The 24,984-nt window shown below is 71.9% G+C and carries 21 protein-coding genes; 16 read left to right on the top strand and 5 right to left on the bottom strand.

The window, feature by feature from the left end; genetic code table 11:
• Positions 1-39 precede the first annotated feature (39 nt).
• A complete protein-coding gene (locus ACFVSL_RS02855) occupies positions 40-504 on the top strand; it encodes a recombinase family protein (RefSeq protein WP_386938313.1) in 465 nt (154 codons plus the stop codon).
• A 3-nt stretch (positions 505-507) separates the two neighbouring features.
• Here ACFVSL_RS02855 and ACFVSL_RS02850 read toward each other — a convergent pair whose 3' ends face one another.
• Positions 508-1,065: a TetR/AcrR family transcriptional regulator gene (locus tag ACFVSL_RS02850; RefSeq protein ID WP_386938311.1), complete on the bottom strand. Its 558-nt coding sequence runs from the start codon at positions 1,063-1,065 to the stop codon at positions 508-510.
• A 136-nt stretch (positions 1,066-1,201) separates the two neighbouring features.
• Between ACFVSL_RS02850 and ACFVSL_RS02845 the strand changes: the two genes are divergently transcribed.
• Positions 1,202-3,790, top strand: a complete 2,589-nt coding sequence (locus tag ACFVSL_RS02845; protein ID WP_386938310.1) for an MMPL family transporter — start codon at positions 1,202-1,204, stop codon at positions 3,788-3,790.
• A 16-nt stretch (positions 3,791-3,806) separates the two neighbouring features.
• Here ACFVSL_RS02845 and ACFVSL_RS02840 read toward each other — a convergent pair whose 3' ends face one another.
• Positions 3,807-4,697: a LysR family transcriptional regulator gene (locus tag ACFVSL_RS02840; RefSeq protein WP_386938308.1), complete on the bottom strand. Its 891-nt coding sequence runs from the start codon at positions 4,695-4,697 to the stop codon at positions 3,807-3,809.
• 91 nt (positions 4,698-4,788) lie between these two features.
• Between ACFVSL_RS02840 and ACFVSL_RS02835 the strand changes: the two genes are divergently transcribed.
• From ACFVSL_RS02835 to ACFVSL_RS02805, 7 genes are all read left to right on the top strand, one after another.
• The gene (locus ACFVSL_RS02835; RefSeq protein WP_386938306.1) at positions 4,789-6,348 is read left to right on the top strand and encodes an aminotransferase class I/II-fold pyridoxal phosphate-dependent enzyme; all 1,560 of its coding nucleotides are present in this window, start codon (positions 4,789-4,791) and stop codon (positions 6,346-6,348) included.
• Positions 6,349-6,409: 61 nt separating this feature from the next.
• Positions 6,410-8,878, top strand: coding sequence for a family 20 glycosylhydrolase (locus tag ACFVSL_RS02830; protein WP_386938304.1), 2,469 nt, complete (start codon positions 6,410-6,412; stop codon positions 8,876-8,878).
• A gap of 200 nt (positions 8,879-9,078) precedes the next feature.
• Positions 9,079-10,317, top strand: coding sequence for an ROK family protein (locus ACFVSL_RS02825; protein ID WP_386938303.1), 1,239 nt, complete (start codon positions 9,079-9,081; stop codon positions 10,315-10,317).
• A 28-nt stretch (positions 10,318-10,345) separates the two neighbouring features.
• Positions 10,346-11,173, top strand: coding sequence for an ABC transporter permease (locus ACFVSL_RS02820; protein ID WP_386938301.1), 828 nt, complete (start codon positions 10,346-10,348; stop codon positions 11,171-11,173).
• A complete protein-coding gene (locus ACFVSL_RS02815; protein ID WP_386938300.1) occupies positions 11,170-11,976 on the top strand; it encodes an ABC transporter ATP-binding protein in 807 nt (268 codons plus the stop codon). The genes ACFVSL_RS02820 and ACFVSL_RS02815 overlap by 4 nt, the downstream gene beginning before the upstream one ends.
• A gap of 23 nt (positions 11,977-11,999) precedes the next feature.
• Positions 12,000-13,019 carry an aliphatic sulfonate ABC transporter substrate-binding protein gene (locus ACFVSL_RS02810; RefSeq protein ID WP_386938298.1) on the top strand — a complete coding sequence of 340 codons (1,020 nt, stop codon included), beginning with the start codon at positions 12,000-12,002 and terminating at the stop codon, positions 13,017-13,019.
• 110 nt (positions 13,020-13,129) lie between these two features.
• Positions 13,130-14,593, top strand: a complete 1,464-nt coding sequence (locus ACFVSL_RS02805) for a sulfatase (RefSeq protein WP_386938296.1) — start codon at positions 13,130-13,132, stop codon at positions 14,591-14,593.
• 58 nt (positions 14,594-14,651) lie between these two features.
• Here ACFVSL_RS02805 and ACFVSL_RS02800 read toward each other — a convergent pair whose 3' ends face one another.
• The 3 genes from ACFVSL_RS02800 to ACFVSL_RS02790 all read right to left on the bottom strand — a co-directional run bounded on the left by ACFVSL_RS02800 (position 14,652) and on the right by ACFVSL_RS02790 (position 17,411).
• Positions 14,652-14,993 carry a CHY zinc finger protein gene (locus ACFVSL_RS02800; RefSeq protein WP_386938295.1) on the bottom strand — a complete coding sequence of 114 codons (342 nt, stop codon included), beginning with the start codon at positions 14,991-14,993 and terminating at the stop codon, positions 14,652-14,654.
• Between the two features lie 22 nt (positions 14,994-15,015).
• The gene (gene ectB / locus ACFVSL_RS02795) at positions 15,016-16,290 is read right to left on the bottom strand and encodes a diaminobutyrate--2-oxoglutarate transaminase (protein ID WP_386938293.1); all 1,275 of its coding nucleotides are present in this window, start codon (positions 16,288-16,290) and stop codon (positions 15,016-15,018) included.
• Positions 16,291-16,385: 95 nt separating this feature from the next.
• Positions 16,386-17,411 carry a LacI family DNA-binding transcriptional regulator gene (locus ACFVSL_RS02790; protein ID WP_386938291.1) on the bottom strand — a complete coding sequence of 342 codons (1,026 nt, stop codon included), beginning with the start codon at positions 17,409-17,411 and terminating at the stop codon, positions 16,386-16,388.
• 149 nt (positions 17,412-17,560) lie between these two features.
• On the opposite strand from ACFVSL_RS02790, the gene ACFVSL_RS02785 reads away from it, so the two are divergent.
• The 7 genes from ACFVSL_RS02785 (at position 17,561) to ACFVSL_RS02755 (ending at position 24,975) form a co-directional block, all read left to right on the top strand.
• Complete coding sequence (locus tag ACFVSL_RS02785; protein WP_386938290.1) at positions 17,561-19,204, top strand: ABC transporter substrate-binding protein; 1,644 nt, start codon at positions 17,561-17,563, stop codon at positions 19,202-19,204.
• Between the two features lie 26 nt (positions 19,205-19,230).
• Positions 19,231-20,178 (top strand): ABC transporter permease, encoded by a 948-nt coding sequence (locus tag ACFVSL_RS02780; RefSeq protein ID WP_386938288.1) that lies wholly within the window; start codon positions 19,231-19,233, stop codon positions 20,176-20,178.
• On the top strand, positions 20,175-21,107 hold the full coding sequence (locus ACFVSL_RS02775; RefSeq protein WP_386938286.1) for an ABC transporter permease: 933 nt from the start codon (positions 20,175-20,177) through the stop codon (positions 21,105-21,107). Before ACFVSL_RS02780 ends, ACFVSL_RS02775 begins: the two co-directional genes overlap by 4 nt.
• Positions 21,107-21,937, top strand: a complete 831-nt coding sequence (locus tag ACFVSL_RS02770; protein ID WP_386938285.1) for an ABC transporter ATP-binding protein — start codon at positions 21,107-21,109, stop codon at positions 21,935-21,937. Before ACFVSL_RS02775 ends, ACFVSL_RS02770 begins: the two co-directional genes overlap by 1 nt.
• A complete protein-coding gene (locus ACFVSL_RS02765; RefSeq protein ID WP_386938284.1) occupies positions 21,934-22,761 on the top strand; it encodes an ABC transporter ATP-binding protein in 828 nt (275 codons plus the stop codon). Before ACFVSL_RS02770 ends, ACFVSL_RS02765 begins: the two co-directional genes overlap by 4 nt.
• Before the next feature lie 77 nt (positions 22,762-22,838).
• On the top strand, positions 22,839-23,924 hold the full coding sequence (locus ACFVSL_RS02760) for a C45 family autoproteolytic acyltransferase/hydolase (RefSeq protein WP_386938282.1): 1,086 nt from the start codon (positions 22,839-22,841) through the stop codon (positions 23,922-23,924).
• 64 nt (positions 23,925-23,988) lie between these two features.
• A complete protein-coding gene (locus ACFVSL_RS02755) occupies positions 23,989-24,975 on the top strand; it encodes a CPBP family intramembrane glutamic endopeptidase (protein ID WP_386938280.1) in 987 nt (328 codons plus the stop codon).
• The last annotated feature ends 9 nt before the right edge of the window (positions 24,976-24,984 follow it).

The raw sequence follows: 24,984 nt of genomic DNA, 5'->3' as shown, positions 1-24,984 counted from the left end.
ATGAATGCCGGACGAACGGGTAGGAGCGAGGCGAGCACGATGAGCGACGAGGGTCCCATGAGCGGCACGGGGCAGGTCGCGCACACGCCGACCGAGTGCCCCGAGTGCTTCGTCGAGGTGCGGCACGACGGCCACTGGTGGATGGCGCGGCCCGAGGGCTCGCGACTCGTCGGCCTCGTCGTCGCGCGCGACGACATGCCGCCGATCCTCGAGCAGCGCCAGGACCTGCTCGCGTTCGGGGTCGCCATCCTCGATTTCCGCTACCCCGCGCCCGAGAACCTCGGCGAGTCGTGGGAGCAGCGGCTCGCCCGATTCTTCGGCACCCTGCACGACGGCGACGTGCTCGTCGTGGCGAACGTGCACGCCCTCGGCCGCGACCTCGACGAAGAGGTGCGCACGCTCGGCGAGCTGCGGCGGCGCGGGGTCGTCGTCAAGGTGCTGAGCCATGGCGCCCGGCACCTCGCCGACACCGCGATCGAGCAGGGCGCCGGCGAACCGGGCTGAGCCTCACCGCCAGTCGTCGCCGGGGCCGAGCAGCACCCGCCACAGCCACTCGGCCGCCGTCTCGACGGGTGGGCGGGGGTCTCGCGCGAGCCAGGCCTCGATGACCCCGAGCGCGGAGCCCGCGATGCCCGCGCCGACGATGTCGAGGGGCAGCCCGTCGAACACGCGGGCGCCCGAGGCCTCGATGCCGTCGCGCACGATGCCCTCGATCTTCGCGCGCAGGCGTGCGGTGACGAGCGCCGAGCCCTGCGCGCCGAGCACGCGGCGGTAGACCTCGGCGTTGGCGTCGAAGTGCCGGAGGTAGTCGAAGAGCGCCTGCGGCGGCGCCGGCAGCGGCTCGCTGATCCGGGGGAGCGAGGCGCCCGCCGCCTCCGCCGCGGCGTCGAGGGCGTCGGCGAGCAGGGTCTCCTTGTCGGCGTAGTGCTGGTAGAAGCTCGATCGGTTGACCCCGGCGTGCTGCGCGATGTCGGCCACGGTGAGGTCCTCGAGCGGGCGCTCCCTGGCGAGCTCGAACAGCGCCGCCTGCAGCGCGCGGCGGGTGCGTTCGACGCGGACATCCATACCGTGATTCTGTCAGCCGGATGCCTCGGCCGGGCCAAGCGTCCGACAGATGTCGGATATCCGACAGGTGTCGGTTATTCTCGGACCGGCCCGACGACGCGCCGCCGTATCCGCGACTCGAAAGGGCAGTACCGCCATGGCCGAACTCCTCTACCGCCTCGGGCGGTTCGCCGCGCACCGACCCTGGCGCGTCATCACCGGCTGGGTGCTGGCCCTCGCGCTCGCCGTGGGCGGTTTCCTCGCGTTCGGCGGCACGCTGACCTCGAGCATGAGCATCCCCGGCACCGAGACCGACCGAGTGACCGCCGAGCTCCAGGGCGAGCTCGACGACCTCGGCGGAGCGACGGGCACGGTCGTGTTCCAGACCGACGACGGCGCGGCGTTCACGGACGAGCAGCAGGCCGCGATCGGCGAGCTGCTCGCCGGCATCGGCGAGCTCGACGGCGTCGCCGACGTCGTCGACCCCTTCGAGGCCGACGCCCAGCGCACCGACGCGCAGGCGCAGCTCGACGACGGCGCCGCGCAGCTCGACGCAGCCGAGCAGCAGCTCGACGACGGCCGGGCGCAGCTCGACGCCGCCGAGCAGCAGCTCGACGCAGGCCAGGCCCAGCTCGACGCGGCCGTCGAGCAGGCGAAGGCCGCCGGCGCGTACGACGCGGCCGCCGCGCAGTTCGCGGCGCAGCAGGCGCAGCTCGACGCCGGGCAGGCCGAGCTCGAGGCGAAGCGCGCCGAGCTCGAGTCGGGCGCCGAGGAGCTCGCCACCCAGCGCGTCCAGTTCGACGCAGGCGTGCGGCTCGCCGACGCCGCCTCCGAGATCAGCACCGTCTCCGACGACGGGGCCACCGCACTCGGGGCCGTCATGTTCGAGGAGGACCTCTTCAGCCTGCCCGACGAGCAGAAGTCGGCCGTCGCCGCCGAGCTCGACGGCGCCGACATCGACGGCGTCGCGATCGACTACTCCTCCGAGATCGCGGCCTCGATCGACGGGCTCATCGGCGCAGGCGAGATCATCGGCGTGGTGCTCGCGCTGCTCGTGCTCATCATCATGTTCCGGGCGCTGCTGCCCGCCGTGCTGCCGATCCTCTCGTCGCTCGTGGGCGTCGGGGTGGGCGTCGCCGGCTCGCTCGCCTTCTCGGGCGTCGTCGACATGTCGTCGGTCACGCCGGTGCTCGGCGTCATGCTCGGCCTCGCGGTCGGCATCGACTACGCGCTGTTCATCTTCAACCGCCACCGCCGCCAGCTGCTCGCCGGCATGGAGCTCGACGAGTCGATCGCGCTGGCGAACGGCACCTCGGGCAACGCCGTCGTGTTCGCGGGCTCGACGGTGCTCGTCGCGCTGCTCGCGCTGAACGTGACCGGCATCCCGTTCCTCGGCGTCATGGGCACGGTCGGCGCGGTGTGCGTGCTCATCGCGGTGATCGTCGCCGTGACGCTGAGCCCCGCGCTCCTCGGGCTCATCGGCCCGCGGGTGCTGAGCCGTCGCGCCCGGGCGCAGATCGGGCACGCCGAGCACGCGCAGCCCGAGCTGAAGCCCATGAAGACCTCGCGGGCCCTGCTGCGCGCGGGCATCGCGATCGTCGCGCTGCTCGTCGTCGCCATCCCCGCGCTGTCGATGCGCCTGGGCCTGCCCGACGGCTCCTCGGAGGCCGCCGACTCGACCCAGTACCGCGCCTACACGGCGGTCGCCGACGCGTTCGGCGCGGGCCAGAACGGCACGCTCCTCGTCACGGTCTCGCTGCCCGAGGGTCTCGACGAGGACGGCGTCGTGCCGGCGCAGGCCGAGCTCGCCGAACTGCTGCACGGCCAGCCCGGCGTCGTCGCCGTGGCCCCCGTCGGCGTCTCGGACGACCGCGACTTCCTCGCGTTCCAGGTGGTGCCCGAAGACGGGCCCTCGAGCGTGTCGACCGAAGAGCTCGTGCACGAGTTGCGGTCGCTCTCGCCGCTCGGCGCCGCCGATGCGGGCCTCGACGGCACGGGCGAGCTCGCCCTCGGCGTCGCCGGCCAGGCGAGCGGCAACATCGACATCTCCGAGAAGCTCGCGAACGTGCTGCCGCTCTACCTCGGCCTCGTCGTCGGCCTCTCGATGATCATCCTGATCCTCGTGTTCCGCTCGATCCTCGTGCCGCTCATCGCGACCGCGGGCTTCGTGCTCTCGCTGTTCGCGGCGTTCGGCGCAGTCGTCGCGATCTTCCAGTGGGGATGGCTCGGACCGCTGTTCGACGTGCACGACCCCGGGCCCGTGCTGAACTTCGCGCCGATCATCATCATGGGCGTGCTGTTCGGGCTCGCGATGGACTACCAGCTGTTCCTGGTGTCGGGCATGCGCGAGGCGTGGGTGCACGGCGTGCCCGCCCGCACGGCGGTCGTCGCCGGGCTCAGGGGCGGCCGCGCGGTCGTGACCGCCGCCGCGATCATCATGGCGGCGGTGTTCGGCGGCTTCGTGTTCTCGCACCTCACGATGGTGCGACCGCTCGGCTTCGGCCTCGCGGCGGGCGTGCTGCTCGACGCCTTCGTCGTGCGCATGCTGCTCATCCCCGCGATCATGCACCTGCTCGGCGAGAAGGCGTGGTGGCTGCCGAAGTGGCTCGACCGCCTCCTGCCCGACGTCGACGTCGAGGGCGCCGCGCTCGAGCGGACGCACCCCGTGCACGGGGCGGCTCCCGCCGCACCCGGGCTCGAGCCGGACGACGTGGAGCCGGCACCCGCCGGCGCCGGGCGGGACTGAGCGGAGCCGAGCCGGATCACGCGAGCGCGCGAACCATGAGCTCGCGCAGCTCGGGGGCGAGGGTCGGTGCGGTCGCGAGCTCGACCTCGCGAGCGAGCGCCGGCCCCTCGACCTCGACGACGACCAGGTCGTCGCGGCCGGCGGGCACCGCGAGCTCGGGCACGAAGGCAAGGCCGAGCCCCGCGGCGACGTATTCGACGACGACGCGGTAGTCGTCGCTGCGGGGCCCGAGCAGCGGCTCGAAGCCGGCCTGCACCGCGGCCGAGCGGAAGGCGGCGTCGACCGGGTCGTCGTCGAGCGTGCCGACCACCCAGCGTTCGCCGGCGAGCTCGGCGAGTCGCACTGCGCCGGCACCGGCGAGGCGATGTGTCGCCGGCGTCACGAGCGAGAAGCGCTCGGTGAAGAGCGGGGTCCGCTGCACGCCGGCGCTCGAACGGCGGACGCCGTGCCTGGGCGCACCGGGGGCCGAGTAGACGACGGCGGCGTCGAGCTCGAGCCGATCGAGCGCCGAGGCGAGCACGTCGAGCTCGGCCTCGGTGATCTCGGGCACGAGCCCCGCGGCGTCGAACGCCGCGACGAGGCCCGGAAGCAGCCGTGCCGCCGCCGTCGGGAAGACGCCGAGGCGCACCGTGCGACGCCCGGACTCGAGCGTCGCCGCGACCTCGAGCAGCGCGCGGTCGGCGCGGTCGACCACGGCGGAGGCGTGCGGGAGCCAGAGCCGACCCGCCGTGGTGAGGGTCGTGCCCCCCGCCGAGCTCTCGATCACGTCGGTGCCCGTGGCGCGGCCGAGTCCGGCGAGGTGGTGCGACACGGTCGGCTGGCTCCAGCCGAGGGCGCGGGCCGCGGCGGCCACGGAGCCGTGCTCGGCGATCGCGCGCAGTGCACGGAACTGACGCAGGTCGAGCATCGACTCTCTCCTTTCCTACTCCATATTCAGTATGGAGCATTCCAGAAACAACGGTATTCCGTATCGATGTGAGATCGGGGAGGCTTGAACCATGCCCACTCCCTACGCCGACGCCGTCGCCCGTTACGCCGACACCGACCGTGCCCGTGTCTACGTGCCCGGCCACGCGGCCGACCCCGACGCGGCGCCCGCGCTCACCGAGTTCTTCGGGGCGGCGCTGCTGCGGCGCGACGTTCCGCCGCTCCTCGCCGGCATCGACAAGGGGCCCGGCAACCCGCTCGCCGAGGCGCTGACGCTCGCCGCCGAGGCCTGGAGCGCGCGGCGTACCTGGTTCGTGACCAACGGCGCCTCGCAGGCGAACCGCATCGCCGCGCTCGCGCTCGGCGCGTTCCGCGGGGCCGGCGATCCCGTGGTCGGGCAGCGCAGCGCCCACTCCTCGTTCATCGACGGGGTGATCCTCGCCGGGCTCTCGCCGAGCTTCGTCGCACCCGCGATCGACCCGGTCCTCGGCATCAACCACGGGGTCTCGCCCGACGCACTCCGCGCCGCGCTCGCCCGGGTCGATCGCCCGAAGGGCGTCTACCTCATCTCGCCGAGCTACTTCGGCGCCGTCGCCGACATCGCGGCGCTCGCCGAGGTCGCGCACGCCGCGGGCGCCCCGCTCGTCGTCGACGCCGCCTGGGGCGCGCACTTCGGGTTCCATCCCGAACTCCCCGAGAACCCGGTGCGCCTGGGCGCCGACCTCGTCATCTCGAGCACCCACAAGCTCGGCGGCAGCCTGACCCAGTCGGCGATGCTCCACCTCGCCGACGGGCCGTTCGCCGACGAGCTCGAACCGCTCGTCGACCGCGGCTTCACGCTCACCCAGTCGACGAGCGCGAGCGCGCTGCTGCTCGCCTCGCTCGACCTCGCGCGCGAGACCCTGCAGACGGGCGAGGCGCGCATCACCGCGTCGATCGCGGCCGCCGACCGCCTGCGCGACGAGATCCGCAGCCGTGGTCGCTTCGGCATCGTGAGCGACGGCTTCGGCGACTTCGCCGACATCGTCGACGCCGACCCCCTGCGCGTCTCGATCGACGTCGCCCGCGGCGGGCTGCACGGCCACACCGTGCGCGATCGGCTCGAGCGCGACGGCGTCTCCTTCGAGATCGCGACCGACTCGGCCGTCGTGGCGGTGCTCGGCGCGGGGGTCGTGCCCGACGTCGACCGCATCGTCGAGGCCCTGCACGCGCTCGCGCCCGACGACGCCGTGGGCGAGGCATCCGGATCGACGGGGATCGCCCGCGCGGCGTCGGTCGCGCTGCCCGAGCCCGGGCCGCTCGCGATGCTGCCGCGCGACGCGTTCTTCGCCTCCGGCGCGCAGGTGCCCATCGAGGAGGCGATCGGGCGGGTGTCGACCGATGCCCTCGCCGCGTACCCGCCCGGCATCCCCAACGTGCTGCCCGGCGAGGTCGTCACCGCCGAGGTCGTCGAGTTCCTGCAGCGCATCGCCGCCACCCCCGGGGGTTACGTGCGGGGGGCCGTCGACCCGACGCTCGCGACGCTCCGGGTCGTGCGGGCGGGCTCGCCGGGGGCGCCGGCGAGCGCGTCGGACGCCCGTCGCGACGCCAGCTCGGAGGGGGTTCCGGGCCGAATTCTGCAGGGGTGTTGACGGAAAAAAACGGGCTCCTTAGCGTGAGGCGCGATTCCCTGCATCTCGACGAGGAGACCTCATGCCCCGCAGATTCCGACTCGCCGCGGCCGCACTCGCCGCCGCCCTGATCGTGCCGGCGGCGCCGTTCGCGGCGGCCGCCGCCGACGAGCCCGATGGCGGCCCGACCGCGCTTCGCGCGGCGATGCCCGCGAACCTCGCGCTCGACGCCGTCGCGACGGCGTCGTCGACCGAGCTCGACGACGCGCGTTTCGTGCCGGCGCACGTCAACGACGGCGACACCTCGACCCGCTGGTCGTCGAAGTACGTCGACGCGAGCTGGGTGCAGCTCGAGCTCGCCGAGCCGGCAGCGGTCGCGACGGTCGTGCTCGAGTGGCCGAACGCCTGCGCCCGCGCCTACCGGATCCAGACCTCCGTCGACGGCGTCGAGTGGACGACGCAGGCCGAACGGGCCGCGCAGGCCACCTGCCCGCGCATCGACGAACTGAGCCTCGACGTCGACGAGCCGGTCGGGTTCGTGCGGATGCAGGGCATCACCCGCTGGTCGAGCTGGGGGTACTCGCTCTCCGAGTTCCGGGTCTACGACGCGCCCCTGCCCGAGCCCGAGCCGCAGCTGCCGCTCGTACCCGCCCCCGTCTCGCTCGAGCGCGGCGACGGCGCGCTCATCCTCACGGACGGGGTCGAGATCGAGGCATCCGGCGACGCCCTCGCGGCCGCCGAGTACCTCGCCGACGTCATGCGGCCGTCGACCGGCTTCGACCTTCCGATCGTCGACGAGGCCGACGACGACGGCCCGGTCATCGAGGTCTCGGTCGCCGAGGGCAGCGCGCCCGCCGGCCACGAGGCCGAGGGCTACACGCTCGAGGTCGACGCCGGCGGCATCGAGCTCGCCGCCGACACCGAGGCGGGGGCGCTGAACGGCGTCCAGACGCTCCGCCAGCTGCTGCCGGCCTGGGTCGAGTCGGCGCAGCGCACCGACGTCGAATGGGCGGTGCCGTTCGTCTCGATCAGCGACTACCCGCGCTTCGAGCACCGCGGGCTCATGGTCGACACCGCCCGCAGCTTCTACACGGTCGACGAGGTCAAGCGACTCATCGACAGCGCCGCCCCGCTGAAGCTCAACCGGCTGCACCTGCACCTGACCGACGACCAGGGCTGGCGCATCGCCATGGACACCCCGGCCGAGAACCCCTCCGGCATCGACTACGCCGACCTCACCGCGATCAGCGGCGCGACCGCGATGACCTACAACCGGGCGGGCCAGCTCATGGGCACCGAGCTCGGCCGGACGGGCTTCTACACGAAGGACGACTACCGCGAGATCGTCGCGTACGCCGGCCGCAACGGCATGACCGTGATCCCCGAGATCGACCTGCCGGGCCACACCAACGCGGCGCTCCACGCCATTCCGCAGCTGAACTCGGCGGGGTCGAACCCCAAGCCGCTGCCCGGCGAGGACACCGCGCCGCACCAGGGCACGGGCGACGTGGGCATCTCGACGTTCGACGCGGACAACGAGCACACCTACGCCTTCATCACCGAGGTGCTGGGCCAGCTCGCCGAGCTCACGCCGGGCGAGTACCTCCACATCGGCGGCGACGAGGCGCACAGCACCTCGCACGCGGACTACCTCAGGATGGTGGACTTCGCGAACGAGACCGTCGCCGACCTGGGCAAGACCGTCGTCGGCTGGAACGAGTACGCGAGCTCGGCACTGCCGCAGGACGACGCGGTCGTGCAGTACTGGAACGGGAACGGCGCATCGACCCGCGACGCGGTGAGCGAGCGAGGCGCGAAGGTGATCCTCTCGCCCGCGAACAAGACCTACATGCCGCAGAAGCAGGACGGCCGGCAGCCGCTCGGCGGCACGTGGGCCTGCGGCGGCCCGTGCACGCTCGAGAACGCCTACAGCTGGAACCCCGCGACCCACATCTCCGGCATCCCCGAGAGCGCGATCCTCGGCGTCGAGGCCGCATTCTGGGGCGAGTTCATCCGGGGCGTCGACCAGGCGCAGTTCTACACCTTCCCGCGGCTGCTCGCGACCGCCGAGGCCGGCTGGACGCCGCAGTCGGGCAAGGTGCTCGCCGAGTTCATCGACCGGGCCGGACAGCTCGGCACCCGCATGACGGTGCAGGGCGTGAACTTCTTCCCGACCGCGACCGTCGACTGGCGGGTCGATGCGGCGCCGAGCGTGACGCGCGTGCCCGTCACCGCGACCCCCGCCGCCGCCGGCGATGCGCCGATGTCGTCGAAGGTCGAGATCGACTGGCGGGTGATCGCGCCGGACTCCGTTCCGGCGGCAGTCACGGCCGAGCTCGTCTGGAGCGACGGCCTGCGCCAGAGCGTCGCGCTCACGAGCACCGCCGCGGTCGACATCGTCGCGATGACGCAGAACTCGCCGTACGCGGGCAGCTCGAGCCGCAACTTCCACACCTCCGGTGTGCACACCGGGCAGCTCGAGGTCACGGTCGGCGGCGCCGAGCCGGTGGTAGCCGGAACGGTCCAGGTGACGGTGCCCGGCAAGCGCTGACGGGCGGGCTCACGGGCCCCGCGCGGGGCCCGCGGCGATGAGGACGGGCGCGATGGTCGACGACCATCGCGCCCGTTCGTCGTCGTGCCGAGGCATCCGGCGCATGGGCTCGGAGCGCCATTCGTCCGGTGGATGTCGGATTTCGAAGCGAATTATGTCGGTGTGTTGACGGAAAAAATCGGCCCTCTTAGCGTGTCCGTGTGACCTTGCCCAGCGGAGTGCACGCACTCGTCAGACGGACCCATGAAGACCGGGTCCTCCAGGTGCTGCGCGAGCACGGCGCGATGACCCGCGGCGAGCTCGCCGCGCGCATCGGCCTCTCGCGCACCACGCTCTCGGAGATCACCTCGCAGCTGCTCGAGCGGGGCGTGATCTCGGTCTCGGACGACGAGACCCCCCGCCTCGGGCGCGGCCGGCCCGCCGAGAAGCTCACGCTCGACCCCGCCGCCGGGCAGTACCTCGGCGTCGACTTCGGCCGGCGCCGGGTGCGCATCGTGGTCGCGAACGCGGCCCACGACCTCATCGCCTCCGACGTCGTCGCCTACGACGCGACGGCGTCGTGGCAGGAGCGCATCGACGCGGCGTTCGACCTCGTCGACCGCATGGGCGCCGATCGCGGGCTGCACTTCGACGGCGTGCTCGGCGTCGGCATCGGATTCCCCGGCCCGTTCTCGCCGCGGGTGCCGCACGAGCCCTCCGAGCCGGTCGCCGAGGCGCGCAGGGCGGGAGCGGTGCTCATGCGCACCGCGTTCGCCGAACGCTTCGCCGCCCCCGTGCTGCTCGACAACAACACCCGCCTCGCCGGGCTCGCGGAGGCGACCTGGGACAGCGCCGCCGAGGCCGAGCACCTGCTCTACCTGCGCCTGTCCGACGGCATCGGCGGCGGGCTCGTCGTCGGCGGGCGACTCGTCACCGGGGCCTCCGGCCTCGCCGGTGAGTTCGGCCACATCAGTCTCGGCGGGCACGGCGAGCTCTGCCGTTGCGGCAAGCGCGGCTGCCTCGAGACGGTCGCCTCGATCGGCGCGATCCTCCGGCGCTCCGCCGAGGCCGGCGCGCCGATGGGCTCGCTCGAGGCCCTCGCCGAGGCGGCGGCCAAGGGCGACCCCCTCGTCGTCGGCGTGCTGCGCGACGCCGGTGAGGCCGTGGGCCGCGTGATCGGCTCGCTCGCGGTCGCGCTGAACCCCTCCGAGATCGTCGTCGGCGGCGAGGTCGCCCAGATCTCCGAGGTCATCCTCGAGCAGGCCGCGGCGACGACCGCCTACGAGCTGCTGCCCGTCGGCGAGTACTCGCCCCGCATCCGCGGCGCCGCGCTCGGCGACGAGGGCGGCGCCATCGGCGGCATCATCGCCATCTTCCAGAACTCCCCCCTGCTCGCCGGCTACCAGTCGGCGACGAACGTCGCCCCCGCGGCCACCCGATTGCGAAGGAGCACCACCTGATGTCCCCCCTGAACCGAGGAGGCCGCGCATGGTCGCGCTGACCGATGCCACCGTGAAGCGCCGCGACGCCTCCGAACGCGCGAAGGCGACGGCGAAGGCGAAGGATGCCTCGCCCCGCCGCCGCATGCTCGCGCTGAACCTCATCAGCGTCGCCGCGGGCATCCTGCTGTGGTGGGCCCTCTCGGCCGCCGGCCTGCGGCTGCCCTCGCCCGTCGAGGTCGCCGTGCGCGGCTGGGAGCTGCTCGTCGACGGCACACTGCTCTCCGACACCGTCGCGAGCCTCACCCGCGTGCTGATCGGCTTCGCGCTCGGCACCCTCGTCGCGATCCCGGTCGGCTTCCTCATGGGCTGGTACGCGTGGGCGCGCGGGCTCGTCGAACCGTGGATCCAGTTCTTCCGCACCATCCCGCCGCTCGCCATCATCCCCCTCGCGATCGTCCTCCTCGGCATCGGCGAGGAGCCGAAGATCCTCGTGATCTTCCTCGCGGCGTTCTTCGCCTGCGTGATCTCGACGTTCCAGGGCGTCGTGAACATCGACCGCACCCTGATCAACGCGGCGCGAGTGCTCGGCACGAAGGACGCCGGCATCTTCCTCCGCGTCGTCGTGCCCGCCTCCGTGCCGTTCATCCTCGTCGGCATGCGCGTCGGCCTCGGTGCGGCCTGGGCGACCCTCGTCGCGGCCGAGCTCATCGCCGCGCAGGCCGGCCTCGGCTACCGCATGCAGCAGGCCCAGCTCTACTACGACCTCCCGACGATCTTCGTCGGGCTGATCGTGATCGGCATCCTCGGACTCCTCATGGACCGGGTGCTGCTCTACGCCGAGACGAAGCTCACCGGATGGCAGGAACGACGATGACCACCACGACCCTCACCGACGCCCGCATCTCGGTGCGCGACGTCACCAAGACCTTCGAGCTCAAGGGCGAGGAGTTCACCGCCCTCGGCGGCGTCTCGCTCGACGTGGCCGACAACGAGTTCATCACCGTCGTCGGACCGTCGGGCTGCGGCAAGTCGACGCTCATGAACATCCTCGCCGGGCTCGACCGGCCGAGCTCGGGCGAGGCGCTCGTCGACGGACGCGCGGTCGACGGCCCGGGCCCCGAGCGCGGCGTCATCTTCCAGCAGTACGCGCTCTTCCCCTGGCTGACCGTGCGCAAGAACGTCGAGTTCGGGCTCAGGACCGCCGGGCTCGGGGCGAAGGAACGGCGTGAGAAGGCCGAGCACTTCATCGAGCTCGTCGGGCTCACGGAGTTCGCCGACGCCCTGCCGAAGATGCTCTCGGGCGGCATGAAGCAGCGCTGCGCGATCGCGCGGGCCTACGCGGTGAACCCCAGCATCCTGCTCATGGACGAGCCGTTCGGCGCGCTGGACGCGCTCACCCGGGTGACGCTGCAGGACCAGCTGCTCGAGACGTGGAACCGCGACAAGCGCACCGTCGTCTTCATCACGCACGACGTCGACGAGGCCGTGTACCTCGCCAACCGCGTCATCGTGATGGCGGCACGACCCGGGCGCATCTTCGACATCGTCGACGTCGACCTGCCCTACCCCCGCACCGAGGAGATGCGGCTCAGCCCCGAGTTCGCGGCGCTCCGCAACCGCGTCTGGAACGCGGTCTACCACCAGAACCCCGGCACGACCCCCACCGCTGTCGACTGACAGCACGACATCAAGGAAGATCCATGACCAACACCCTCCGCACGCGCGGCCTCTTCGCCGCAGCTGCCGCAGTCGTCGCCCTCGCCCTGGCGGGCTGCTCCAGCAGCGCCGCAGGCGACTCGGGCTCGGGCGCCCCCGCCGAGCTCGAGAAGGTGCGCTTCGGCTACATCGCCGACTTCAACGGCGCGAGCCTGCTCGCCATCGCCGACGACCAGGGCCTCTGGGAGAAGCACGGCATCGACGTCGAGACCCCGGTCTTCACCAACGGGCCCCTCCAGATCCAGGCGCTCGGCACCGACGACCTCGACTTCGGCTACATCGGCCCGGGTGCGATGTGGCTGCCCGCCTCCGGCCAGGCGAAGGTCGCCGCCATCAACAGCCTCGGCAACGCCGACCGCGTCATCGCGCAGGCCGGCATCACCTCCATCGAGGAGCTGAAGGGCAAGAAGGTCGCGGTGCCCGAAGGCACCTCGGGCGACATGATCCTCACCATGGCGCTGCGCGAGGCCGGCATGACCATCGACGACGTCGAGAAGGTCGCGATGGACCCGGCGACGGTCGTGTCGGCCTTCGCCTCGAAGCAGGTCGACGCCGCGGGCATCTGGTACCCGCTCATCGACACCATCCAGGAGCAGGTGCCCGACCTCGAGATCCTCGCGGAGAACGAGGACTTCATCGACGAGGTCGCCTTCCCGAGCGCCTTCGTCGCGAGCCCGTCGTTCGTCGACGAGCAGCCCGAGGCGACCGCCAAGGTGCTCGCCGTGCTGCGCGAGGCCATGGACTACCGGGTCGAGAACCTCGACGAGACGATCGAGCTGACCTCGGCGATGCTGAAGATCGAGGCCGACGCGCTCGCCGTCGAGGCCGAGAACGCGAAGTACATGACCGCCGCCGAGGTCGACGCCCTGACCGACGACGGCACGGTCGTCACCTGGCTCGGCGCACTCAACGAGTACTTCGTCACGGCCGGCAAGGTCACCGACCCGCTCGACCCCGCCGAGTACTACCTCGGCGAGCAGTTCGTGGCGGCCGGCGAAGAGTAACCCGCCGCCGTCCGCACCCCTGTCGCACGGCGGAGCGCCTGCTCCGCCGTGCGGCCCCGTCGGCAGCGGATGCCTCGCCCTGCCTGCTTCTCGACAGACGAATGAGATCGATGAGTTCCACCGAACGCCGCCCGAACATCCTGCTGATCCTCACCGACGACCATGCCTCGCACGCCATCGGCGCGTACGGCTCGGTCGTGAACCGCACGCCGCGCATCGACGAGATCGCCGCCGCCGGCGTGCGCGTCGACAACTGCTTCTGCACGAACGCGCTGTGCACGCCGAGCCGGGCGTCGATCCTGACCGGCACCTACAGCCACGTCAACGGGGTCACCACCCTCGAGACGCCGATCGACGCGAGCCAGCCGACGTTCGTCTCGCAGCTGCGCGAGTCGGGCTACCGCACCGCGATCATCGGCAAGTGGCACATGGGCGAGGGCCCGGGCCACGACCCCGAGGGCTTCGACCACTGGGCCGTGCTCCGCGACCAGGGCGAGTACTTCGACCCTCAGATCCTCACCGCTGACGGGGTGCGGATCGTCGACGGCTACGCGACCGACGTCATCACCGACCTCTCGCTCGCCTGGCTCGACTCGCTCGAGGGCGACGAGCCGTGGTGCCTCCTCATCCACCACAAGGCCCCGCACCGGCCGTGGGAGCCCGACGAGAAGCACCGGGGCATGTACGCCGAGCCGATCCCGGTGCCCGCGACGTTCACCGACGACTACCGCACCCGATCGTCGGCCGCGCACCGTGCGGCGATGCGCATCGCCGACCACCTGACGCTCACCGACCTCAAGCAGGCGCCGCCCGAGGGCCTCGACTACGAACAGGCCGCCCTCTGGAAGTACCAGCGCTACATGGAGGACTACCTCGCCTGCGTGGCCTCCGTCGACGACAACGTCGGCCGGGTGGTCGACTGGCTCCGCGACCGCGGCCAGTTCGACGACACCCTCACGATGTACACGTCCGACCAGGGCTTCTTCCTCGGCGACCACGGCTGGTTCGACAAGCGCTTCATGTACGACGAGTCGCTGCGAATGCCGCTCGTGATCAGCTGCCCGTCGCGGATCCCGCACCGCGACGAGCCGCTCGAGCAGATCGTCACCAACGTCGACTTCGCCCAGACGATCCTCGAGAGCGCCGGCGTCGCGCCGCACGGGCGGATGCAGGGCCAGAGCTTCTGGCCGCAGCTCACGGTCGAGCCCGAACGGCCCACCCGGCCCGCCATGTACTACCGCTACTTCGAGAACGACGACGCGAATCACCACGCCTTCGCCCATTACGGGGTGCGCACCGAGCGGCACAAGCTCATCTACTTCTACAACGACGGGCTCGGGCTGCCGGGGTCGTCGGCCCACAGCTATCCGCCCGAGTGGGAGCTCTACGACCTCGTCGAGGACCCCGACGAGGTGAACAACGTCTACCTCGACCCGGCGTACGCGGAGCTCCGCGAGGAGTTGAAGGTCGTGCTGTGGGAGCTGCAGGCCGAGCTCCTCGACACCCCGCACCCGTCGCAGCCGCGGCCCGAGCGGCTCGGCGTCGAGGTCGAGGCGGTCGCGCTGGGCGGCTGAGGCGTCGCGCACGAGGGCGGGCGGATGCCGCGTGGCATCCGCCCGCCCTCGGCCGTCGTCAGCGCGTCTCGAAGTAGAGGTGCGTGTGCAGCCGACAGCGCTCGTTGAAGCGCGACGCGCACGCGGGGCAGGCGTCGGCGACGAGGTAGGCCTCGATCGTCAGCTCGGTGCGGCAGACGCCGCAGAGCACCGCCTCGCGCCCGCGCTCGGCGAGCGGCCACTGCTCGGCCGGGTGGTCGGCCGCCTCCTCGTGGCAGGCGTGGCAGGGGTAGTACTCGCCGCAGCAGGCGAAGCGGATCGCGACGACGTCGACCTCGGTGCGGTAGTGCACGCACCGGGTCTCGTCGTCGACGGTCGCCCCGAGCACGCGCGGCGCGCGCGGGGCATCCGTCTCGGTCATGTCGTCGACGACGCTCGCCCGCTCAGGCCTCGAGGACCGCGGCGAGGCTCTCGCGCACGATCGCGAGGCCGCGACGCAGCTCGTCCTCGCCGATGGTGAGGGCGGGCAGGAACTTCAGCACCTCGTCGTGGGCGCCCGAGGTCTCGATCACGAGGCCGCGCGCGAAGGCCGCCTTCGAGATGCGGCCGGCGAGCGTCGGGTCGCCGTCGCAGACGAGGCCGTACATGAGGCCGCGTCCGCGCACCGTGAGGCCGAGCGCGGGGTTCGCCGCGGCGATCTCCTCGAGCTCGGCGGCGAGCACCGACGAGGTGCGTGCGATCGCGTCGACGAACTCGTCGTCGGCCCAGTAGTTCTCGAGCGCGACGCGCGCCGAGACGAAGGCGAGGTTGTTGCCGCGGAAGGTGCCCGTGTGGGCGCCCGGCTTCCACACGTCGACCTCGGGGCGCAGCAGCACGAGCGACATCGGCAGGCCCGAGCCCGAGATCGACTTCGAGACGGTGACGAGGTCGGGCACGATGCCCGCGGCCTCGAACGCGAAGAACGCGCCGGTGCGGCCGACGCCCGCCTGGATCTCGTCGAGGATGAGCAGGATGCCGCGCTCGGCCGTGATCGCGCGGAGGCGCTGGAGCCACGGCACGCTCGCGACGTTGATGCCGCCCTCGCCCTGCACCGCCTCGACGATGACGGCGGCCGGGAGGTCGAGGCCCGATCCGGGGTCGCCGAGCATCTTCTCGAACAGGTCGAGCGTGTCGACGCCGTCGCCGAGGTAGCCGTCGTAGGGGAGGCGCACGATGTCGCCCAGCGAGACGCCGGCGGCCTCGCGGTAGTGGCTGTTGCCGGTCGCGGCGAGGGCGCCGAGGCTGAGCCCGTGGAACGCGTTCGTGAACGCCACGACGGTCGAGCGGCCGGTCGCCTGGCGGGCGACCTTCAGCGCGGCCTCGACGGCGTTCGCGCCGGTCGGTCCGGTGAACTGCAGCTTGTGGTCGAGGCCGCGCGGCTCGAGGATGTGGCGCTCGAACGCCTCGATGAACGCCTGCTTGGCCGAGGTCGCCATGTCGAGCCCGTGGATGATGCCGTCGCGCTCGAGGTACTCGATGAGGGCGCGCGTGAACAGCGGGTTGTTGTGCCCGTAGTTCAGGACGCCCGCGCCGGCGAAGAAGTCGAGGTACTCGGTGCCGTCGGCGCCGACGAGGGTCGAGCCCGTCGCACGGTCGAAGACGGTCGGGAACGAGCGCACGTAGCCGCGCACCTCGGACTCGCGGCGGTTGAAGACGTCAAGGTTCGCGGCGTCGCTCATGGCAGGCGGACTCCTCTGCAGTTCGGGGGTTGCGGTGCCATCGAGCCTACGGCCTCGAACGGTGAGTCGGCTGCGAGCGGATGCCCCGGGGCCGCTCAGCTCCGGGACGTCGAGTCGCGGACCACGAGGAGGCTCTCGGGATCCATGAGGGACCAGTCGACGGGCTCGCCCTCGAGCACCCGGATCAGCGACTCGACGGCCAGCCGTGCCGTCTCGACGGGGCGCATGTCGAGGGCGGTGATCGTGGGCGTCGAGGTGCGGGTCACGACCGCGTCGGAGCCGGCGGCGACGAGGAGGTCGTCGGGGACCCGGAGGCCGAGCTCGCCCGCCCCGGCGACGAGTCCGGCCGCGTGCCGGCCGGTGAGGCAGTACACGCCGTCGGGCCGCTGCGGGCCGGCGAGCAGCTCGTGCGCGATCGCCCGGCCGCCCTCGACGCCGCTCGTCTCGTCGAGCGAGCGGATCTCGGGCTCGATGCTGTGGCGGGCCGTCCAGGCCTCGTAGCCGCGTCGCGCGAGGGTGTTCCACGAGTTCTCGTCGGTGCCCGTCACGAGCGCGATGCGCTCCGCCCCGGCCGCGCGCAGATGGTCGAGCACGACGAACGTGTCGCGCTCGGTCTGCTGGGCGATCGCGGGGAAGGCGTCGGGCCGCGCCGGGTCGACGCCGATGGCCACGAACGGGATGCGCTTGCGGTCGAGGAGGGTGAGCGCGGGGTCGTTGCGGATCGGGGCCTCGACGAGGCATCCGTCGGCGGCGAGCGACGACGACGGGGCCCCGGGCTTCGCGGGGTCGGTGATGAGCATGAGCGAGTAGCCGTGGTCCATCGCGGCGAGGGCGGCCGACCCGGCGAAGCGGAGGAAGTAGTCGACGCCCTCGGGCAGCGCGGTGTCGAGCGACTCGAGCGGCCGGATGAGCAGCGAGATCACCCCGAGCTTCGACTGGCGGAGGCCCCGCGCCACGGCGTTCGGCTCGTAGCCGAGCTCGTCGGCGACCCGCTTGACCCGCTCGATGGTCTCGGCGCCGATCGTGCCCTTGCCGTTGAGCGCGTTCGAGACCGTAGTGCGGGACACGCCGGCGCGTTCGGCCACGTCGTTGATGGTCGGTCTGGCGGCTTCGATGGACACCCGCACAGCGTAGCAAGCGGATCGCGCAGTCCACGAGAAGAAGAATCGATTCAGGGAATCGATTTACAAGAATCGATTTTCCTAGTACCGTCGCCGTAGCTCATCGCATCGACGGCGAGGGATTCAACGAAGAAGCTCAGGAGGACACAGTGAAAACCGCATTGACGAGGGCATCGATCGCGCTGCTCGCGGTCGCGAGCCTGGGGCTCGCAGGCTGCACGGCGGATCGGGGCAACGACGCCGGCCCGGCGCTGGAGGACGGCGAGCTCCTGCAGGTCACGCCCGCGGCCACCGGTGAGATCGACACGGTCACGTGGAACTCGACCTACGGCGAGCTCGCGACGCTCGACCCGATCAAGGCCTTCAACTACCCCGAGAACACGATCATCTCGAACCTCTGCGAGTCGCTGTTCCAGATGCAGCCCGACTTCTCGGTCGAGCCGAACCTCGCCTCCGGCTTCGAGGTGCTCGACGACAGCACGCGCTACGTCTTCCAGATCCGCGACGACGTCACCTTCTGGGACGGCACGCCGATGACCGCCGACGACGTCGTCTACAGCCTCAACCGCCACCTCGACCCCGCCGAGGGCAGCTACCTCGCCTCGAGCTTCGCCGACGTCACGGGCATCGAGAAGACCGGCGAGTGGGAGGTGACGCTGACCCTCTCGGAGCCGAACGCCATCCTCGACGAGGAGCTCGCGACGAACCTCGGCGCCGTCGTGCAGCAGAAGCAGCGCGAGGCCGCCGGCGAGAACTACGGCAACCCCGAGGCCGGCGTCATGTGCACGGGGCCGTTCCAGCTCGGCGAGTGGAAGCAGGGTCAGTCGATCTCGCTCGACCGCTACGACGGCTACTGGAACGCCGAGAAGCGCGCCAAGGCGAAGGAGGTCGTGATCGGCTTCGTCGTCGACCCCACCGCCATCGCGACCGGACTCTCGACCGGCGAGATCCAGGGCTCCTACGACGTGCCGCTGCCCGCACTCGGGCAGCTCTCGACGAGCAGCACCGGTTCGCTCTCGTACGGGCAGGGCATGCAGATCATGGCCATCATCTCCACCGGCAACGGCGCCTTCGGCGACCCGGCCGTGCGCCGCGCGCTCACTCGCGCCACGGACCGCCAGGCGATCGCCGACACCGTCTACGAGGGCACCGGCACCCCGTCGCGCTCGGTCGTCCCGCAGGGTCCGTGGAACCGCTATCCCGAGGTCGCCGCGCAGCGCGACGCCGAGCTGCCCGACCTCGGCCACGACCTCGAGGCCGCCAAGGCGGAGCTGGAGGCGGCGACCGTCGACCTCTCGCAGCCGATCAAGATCGCCTACCCGAGCGAGCGCGCGTTCTACGCCGACATCCTCAACGAGATGGCCAACGGCGCGAAGGAACTCGGCCTGACCCTCGAGCCGACGGGCGTGCCGAGCGCGCAGTTCGGCGCGTTCTTCTCCGACCCCGAGGCGCGCAAGGGCTACGACGGCTTCGTCACCACGAACTACCTGTCGAGCCCGTCGCCGCTCGCGCACCTCGACAACGTCGCCTACACCGGCAGCCAGCAGAACTACTCGGGCTTCTCCGACCCGGCGATCGACGCCGCGATCGACGCCGCGTTCGCCGAGAGCGACCCCGAGAAGCGGGCCGAGCTCACGGTCGACGCCGAGGCGCTGGTCATGCAGCAGCAGCCGTGGGTGCCGATCAACGACCTCGCCGTGCGCCTCTACCTCGACAAGGCGGTGACCGGCGTGCCCGCGTCGTTCGTCTACCTGTACTACCCCTGGGCCGCCGACCTCGGCTCCGCCGAGTAACCGGTGCTCACGGGAAGGGATCGTCCATGCTCTACGTACTGAAACGCATCGTCGCACTGGCGCTGGTGCTGCTCGTCTCCAGCTTCATCGTGTTCAGCGGGATGTACCTCGCGCCGGGGAGCCCCGAGCAGTTCCTCGTCCAGGGCCGCACGGTGACCCCCGAGGTGCTCGAGGCCATCCGGGCGCAGTACGGGCTGGACGATCCCTTCCTGGTCCGCTACTGGAACTGGCTCGTCGACGTGCTGCACGGCGACTTCGGCCGGTCGCTGATCACGCAGCAGGATGTCTCGACGCTCGTCGAGTCGCGGCTGCCCACCACGCTCTTCCTCGCCGCGTACGCCGCGATCCTCATCGTGCTCTTCGGCGTCGGCCTCGGAGTGCTCGCCGCCACCCGCTCGGGCGTCTTCGAGAAGGTCGTGGTGTTCGGCTCGAACCTCGGCTTCGCGGTGCCGACCTTCTTCGCCGCGCTCCTCCTGATGGCGCTGTTCGGCGCGAACCTCGGGTGGTTCCCGGTCTCGGGCTCGGGCGAGGGGTTCACCGACCGGGTCTGGCACCTCACGCTGCCCGCGATCGCCCTCGCGTTCCCGGCCATCGCGGTCGTCGCCCGCATCACGCGCACGGCCGTCCGCGAGGAGCAGGGGTCGGAGCACGTCGTCATGGCGATCGCCCGCGGCGTGCCGAAGCGGATCGTGCTGGCCCGCCACACGATCCGCAACTCGATGCTGCCGGTCACGACCGTGATCGGCACCAACATCGCAGGCCTGCTCGCGAGCGCCTTCGTGATCGAGTACGCGTTCACCCTCGACGGCATCGGCTCCCTGCTCGTGAACTCCGTGCAGAAGAAGGACTTCGCCGTCGTGCAGGCGATCGCGCTCATCATGGTGCTCGCGTTCGGCCTCATCAATCTCATCGTCGACCTGCTCTACGCCGTGATCGATCCGCGGGTGCGACTGGCCAGGGAGGTGTCGGCATGACCGGCCGGACCAGTACGGAACCGCCGGCGAACACCGTCGGCCAGGACACCGTCGCGGTGCAGGCGGTGCGCCGCCGGCGCCTCGACGGCCCGGTGACCGGGTGGGGCCTCGTGCGCCGCCGGCTCGGGACGCTCGGCCTCGTCTGCGCCGGGGTGCTCGGGCTCGTGCTGCTCACGGCGATCTTCGCGCCGCTCCTCGCACCGTACGACCCGTACCAGGGCTCGGTCGTGGACCGGCACCTGCCGCCGAGCCCCGAGCACTGGTTCGGCACCGACCAGTCGGGCCGCGACATCCTCTCGCGCATCATCTGGGGTGCGCGCACGAGCCTGATCGGACCGACGATCGTCGTGCTCGTCGCGGCCGCCGCCGCCGTGACGCTCGCGCTGACCGCGGTGTGGTTCGGCGGGCGGGTCGACGCGTTCATCGGTCGCGTGCTCGACATCCTGTTCGCCTTCCCGAACATGCTGCTCGCGATCCTCGCCGTCGCCATCTTCGGGCCGTCGCTGCTCACCGCCTCGATCGCGCTCGCCATCGGCTTCACGCCGTACTCGGCCCGGGTGATCCGCTCGGTGGCGCTGCGCGAGCGCAACCTGCCGTACGTCGCCTCGGCGCAGCTGCAGGGCATCTCGGGATTCCTCATCACCGTGCGGCACATCCTCCCGAACGTGCGCACCCAGATCCTCACGGGCATGACCATCAACTTCGGCTACGCGATGATCGACCTCGCCGCGCTCTCGTTCCTCGGGCTCGGCGTGCAGCCGCCCACGCCCGACTGGGGCCTCATGGTCTCCAACGGCCAGTCGTCGCTCCTGCAGGGCTACTGGGAGCAGAGCGTCTTCGCCGGACTCGCGATCGTGATCACCGTGGCCGCCCTCGGCTACGTCGGAGAGCAGCTCGGCGGTCGCCGTGCTGCGGGGAGGATGCGCTGATGCTGAACGTCGAAGGCCTGACGCTGCGCGTCACCGATCCCGACACGGGCGACGAGACCGAGATCCTGCGGGGCAACTCGTTCTCGCTCGGCCAGGGCGAAGCCCTCGGGCTCGTCGGCGAGTCGGGCTCGGGCAAGTCCATGACCCTCAAGTGCCTGCTCGGCATCGAGCCGGCCGGCGCGAAGGTCGGCGGCTCGATCGAGTTCGCCGGCACCGACCTGCTCTCGGCGAGCGGCGAAGGGCTGCGGAGGATCCGGGCGAACGAGCTCGCCCTCATCGCGCAGAACCCGCACGGCGCGCTCAACCCCGTGCTCCACGTCGAGCGCTTCCTCATCGAGGGCATGGCCGACGCCCGGGGGCTCCCGAAGGCGGAGGCGAAGGCGCGGGCGGCAGGGCTCCTGCGGCAGGTCGGCATCAGCGACACCGAGCGGGTGCTGCGCTCCTACCCGCACCAGCTGTCGGGCGGCATGCTGCAGCGCGTCGTGATCGCCGGCGCCATCTCGGGCGAGCCGCGGCTGCTGCTCGCCGACGAGCCCACGACGGCGCTCGACGTGACGACGCAGGCCGAGGTCGTCGCGATCCTCGACGAGAAGCGCCGCGAACACGGCCTCTCGATGATCTTCGTCACCCACGACCTCGACCTCGCCGCCGCGGTGTGCGACCGGCTCGCGGTCATGAAGGACGGCGCGATCCTCGAGATCGGCACTCCCGAGGAGATCCGCGACCGGCCGAAGACCGCATACACCCGCGCGCTCATGGACGCGCGGCCGCTGCTGCACCCGGGGGACCGTGCGCCGGTGGTCCCGAACGGAACGGAGGCGCACGCATGAGCGCGGACCTCATCCTGGAGGCCGAGGGCCTCCGCCGCACCTTCCACCTCGGCCGACGATCGAGCGTCACCGCGCTCGACGACGTCTCCTGCGTGCTGCGGCGCGGCACCTGCCTCGCCGTCGTCGGCGAGTCGGGGTCGGGCAAGTCGACCCTCGCGCGCGTGATCGTCGGCCTCGAGACGGCCGACGCCGGCACGGTCGCGATCGACGGCGTCGAGGTGCGGCCGACCACCTCGCGGTCGCGCCTGCGGGCGCGCGCCAAGCTCGTGCAGATGGTCTTCCAGGATCCGCAGGGCTCGCTGAACCGCTCGCTCCCGGTGGCGGCGACCATCGACGAGATGCTGCGCGTGCACCGGCCCGACCTCGACCGGACGGGGCGACGGGCCCGAGTGCTCGAGCTCTTCGCCGAGGTCGGCCTCACCGAGCGGCACGCCGACGCGAAGCCCTCGGCGCTCTCGGGCGGCCAGAAGCAGCGCGTCGCGATCGCCCGCGCACTCGCGGCCGAGCCCGAGATCATCGTGCTCGACGAGGCGGTCTCGGCCCTCGACGTGTCGGTGCAGGCGCAAGTGCTCGACCTGCTCGACCGGCTCCGCGGCGAGAAGGGCCTCACCTACCTGTTCATCACGCACGACCTCTCGGTCGTGCGCGCCGTCGCCGACGACGTGATCGTCATGCGGCGCGGGCGTATCGTCGAGCGGGGGACGGTCGACGAGATCCTCGACCACCCCTCGCATCCGTACACCAAGCTGCTGCTCGAGTGCGCACCCCAGCCGGGCTGGGTCCCACGCCGCGGGGTCATCGACGAGCTCGCCCGGCAGGCATGATCCCCGGCGACGGCGGCTCCGCCGCACCGGCGGCATCGCCGACCGACGTACCACTGCACATCCGAAGGAACGATCCATTGCACAGCATCACCGACCGCCTGCACGTCGTCGCGAACGGCAGCGAGCCCCTCGAACGCGGACGCGAGCGGGGCAGCCGGCTGCGCGACGCCCTGCCGGCCGGGCTGCAGACCTACCTCGAGCTCTTCGCGAAGTACGCGCTCGACGAGGCCGAGGTGCGCACGCTCGCGCTCCGCTGCGCCGACGCGGTCGGCGAGTGGCGCCCGGCCCGCCTCGCCGAGATGGACGGCATCGCCGCCGGGGCCGGCGTCGAGCCGTGGCACGTCTACGCGCTCAACGCCCGCACCGAGATCCTGTCGCAGGGCCTCGGCGCCGCGCCGGGCGAGTGCTCGACGATCGGTCGCCGGGTCGAGCTCGACGACGGCACGGTGCGCACCTTCGGCCTGCAGACCTGGGACTGGCACCACCAGCTCGACGGCGAGTGGCACACGCACGAGACGCGGGGCGGCAGGTACGACTTCGCGGGGCTCACCGAGCACGGCATGCTCGGCAAGATCGGCGTGAACAGCGCCGGACTCGCGGTGCACTTCAACATCCTCGGGCACCGCACCGACGGCGCCGGCGGGGTGCCCGTGCACGTGCTGTCGGCCACGGTGCTCGAGGAGGCGGCCTCGGTGGACGAGGCCGTCGAGCTCGTGCGGGACGCGCCCCGCAGCGCATCGAGCTCGTTCACGCTGCTCGACGCCGAGCGTGTCGTGACGACCGACATCACGCCCGTCGGGGTGTTCGTCGTCGAGCCCGTCGACGGCACGGTGGTGCGCACGAACCACTTCCTCAGCCCCGAGGCGCAGGCCGACGAGAAGACCGAGGTCTACCAGCCCGACTCCGACGAGCGGTACGGACTCATCGCGAGCCGCTTCGCCGACTATCCCGAGCCGCGCACCGACGAGGAGCTGCTCGCGTTCCTCTACTCCGACCCGGGCCAGCCGCTGCTCTGCCACCGTCCCGACCCGGCCCTGCCGTTCGGCGAGCGCTGGGCGACGCTCGCGACCGTGCAGCTCGACCCGGCCGCGCGCACCGCGCGCATCGCGAACGGCTCGCCGATCGACGCGCGCGGGGGCGACTGGCGGACGCTGGTCGCGTAGGCCTCCGTCGATCTCCGTCGTGCGACGGATCCGCGGTGCGGCGCGGCTCGGTAGCGTGGGCCGGGTGAGCGACCAGACCGAGACCCGAGCCGCCGCCGACGCCGAGACGCGGCCCGAGGTGCGCGCGACGGTCCCCTGGGTGCCGGTCGGCGTCTTCGCGGTCGTGTCGTGCGGGCTCGCCTGGCTCGTCGCCTCGCCGCTGTGGGCGCGCGGCCAGGGCCTCGCCGACCCGCTGCTGCCGCTCATCGCGATGGCGATGATGCTGACCCCGGCCGTGGCGACGTTCGTCGCGATCGTGGTCGAGGGGAGGCTCAATGGCCGGCGCCCGGCGCGAGACATCCTGCGCGGACTCGGCATGTGGCCGCTGCGGCCCGTCGGTCGCACGATCGGCACGAGCGTCGTGATGATCTTCGCGATGCCGCTCGTGGTGGGCGCCGGACTCGTCGTGGTCGGCCTGCTCGGGCTCGCGGTGTTCGACCCCGTCGGCTTCTCGGGCTTCACCGAGCTGATCGCCGGGCAGCTGCCGCCCGGCCAGCCCCTGCCGCCGATGGGGCTCGTGGTCGCGGCGCAGCTCATGATGATCCCGGTCGGCGCGATCGTCAACGCCCCGCTCGCGTTCGGCGAGGAGGTCGGCTGGCGCGGCTGGCTGCTCCCCGCGCTGCGCCCGCTCGGCGTCTGGCCCGCCCTGCTCGTCTCGGGGGCGTTCTGGGGCTTCTGGCACAGCCCGCTCATTCTGCTCGGCTACAACTACGGCCTCACCGACGTCACCGGGGTGCTGCTCATGGTGCTCGCGTGCACCCTCTTCGGCGTGCTGCTCGGCTGGACGAGGTTGCGCACCGGCTCGGTCTGGCCCGCGGTGTTCGGGCACGGCGCGTTCAACGCCTCGGCCGGGCTCGGCGCCCTCGTCGTCGCCGCGGGGTCACCGGTGCCCGAGGCCTGGCTCGCGAGCCCGCTCGGGCTCATCAGCTGCGGGGTGTTCGCGGTGGTGATCGTGCTGCTCGTCGCGGCCGGGCAGTTCCGCGGCGCGAAGGTCTCGGCCCGGCTCGCCTGAGCGGCGCGC

This window comes from Agromyces sp. NPDC058064 (genome assembly GCF_042885275.1).
In the GTDB taxonomy this organism is placed as follows: Bacteria; Actinomycetota; Actinomycetes; order Actinomycetales; family Microbacteriaceae; genus Agromyces.
Note: the sequence above shows the minus strand (reverse complement) of the source record. Positions and strands in the feature narration are given on the sequence as shown.

Bases quoted from the DNA above. Each gene is read 5' to 3' on its own strand.
- ACFVSL_RS02800 (WP_386938295.1), bottom strand. From the start codon at position 14,993: ATGACCGAGACGGATGCCCCGCGCGCGCCGCGCGTGCTCGGGGCGACC.
- ACFVSL_RS02850 (WP_386938311.1), bottom strand. From the start codon at position 1,065: ATGGATGTCCGCGTCGAACGCACCCGCCGCGCGCTGCAGGCGGCGCTG.
- ACFVSL_RS02855 (WP_386938313.1), top strand. From the start codon at position 40: ATGAGCGACGAGGGTCCCATGAGCGGCACGGGGCAGGTCGCGCACACG.
- ACFVSL_RS02845 (WP_386938310.1), top strand. From the start codon at position 1,202: ATGGCCGAACTCCTCTACCGCCTCGGGCGGTTCGCCGCGCACCGACCC.
- ACFVSL_RS02830 (WP_386938304.1), top strand. From the start codon at position 6,410: ATGCCCCGCAGATTCCGACTCGCCGCGGCCGCACTCGCCGCCGCCCTG.
- ACFVSL_RS02810 (WP_386938298.1), top strand. From the start codon at position 12,000: ATGACCAACACCCTCCGCACGCGCGGCCTCTTCGCCGCAGCTGCCGCA.
- ACFVSL_RS02835 (WP_386938306.1), top strand. From the start codon at position 4,789: ATGCCCACTCCCTACGCCGACGCCGTCGCCCGTTACGCCGACACCGAC.
- ACFVSL_RS02765 (WP_386938284.1), top strand. From the start codon at position 21,934: ATGAGCGCGGACCTCATCCTGGAGGCCGAGGGCCTCCGCCGCACCTTC.
- ACFVSL_RS02840 (WP_386938308.1), bottom strand. From the start codon at position 4,697: ATGCTCGACCTGCGTCAGTTCCGTGCACTGCGCGCGATCGCCGAGCAC.
- ACFVSL_RS02805 (WP_386938296.1), top strand. From the start codon at position 13,130: ATGAGTTCCACCGAACGCCGCCCGAACATCCTGCTGATCCTCACCGAC.
- ACFVSL_RS02770 (WP_386938285.1), top strand. From the start codon at position 21,107: ATGCTGAACGTCGAAGGCCTGACGCTGCGCGTCACCGATCCCGACACG.
- ACFVSL_RS02815 (WP_386938300.1), top strand. From the start codon at position 11,170: ATGACCACCACGACCCTCACCGACGCCCGCATCTCGGTGCGCGACGTC.
- ACFVSL_RS02775 (WP_386938286.1), top strand. From the start codon at position 20,175: ATGACCGGCCGGACCAGTACGGAACCGCCGGCGAACACCGTCGGCCAG.
- ACFVSL_RS02780 (WP_386938288.1), top strand. From the start codon at position 19,231: ATGCTCTACGTACTGAAACGCATCGTCGCACTGGCGCTGGTGCTGCTC.
- ACFVSL_RS02820 (WP_386938301.1), top strand. From the start codon at position 10,346: ATGGTCGCGCTGACCGATGCCACCGTGAAGCGCCGCGACGCCTCCGAA.
- ectB (WP_386938293.1), bottom strand. From the start codon at position 16,290: ATGAGCGACGCCGCGAACCTTGACGTCTTCAACCGCCGCGAGTCCGAG.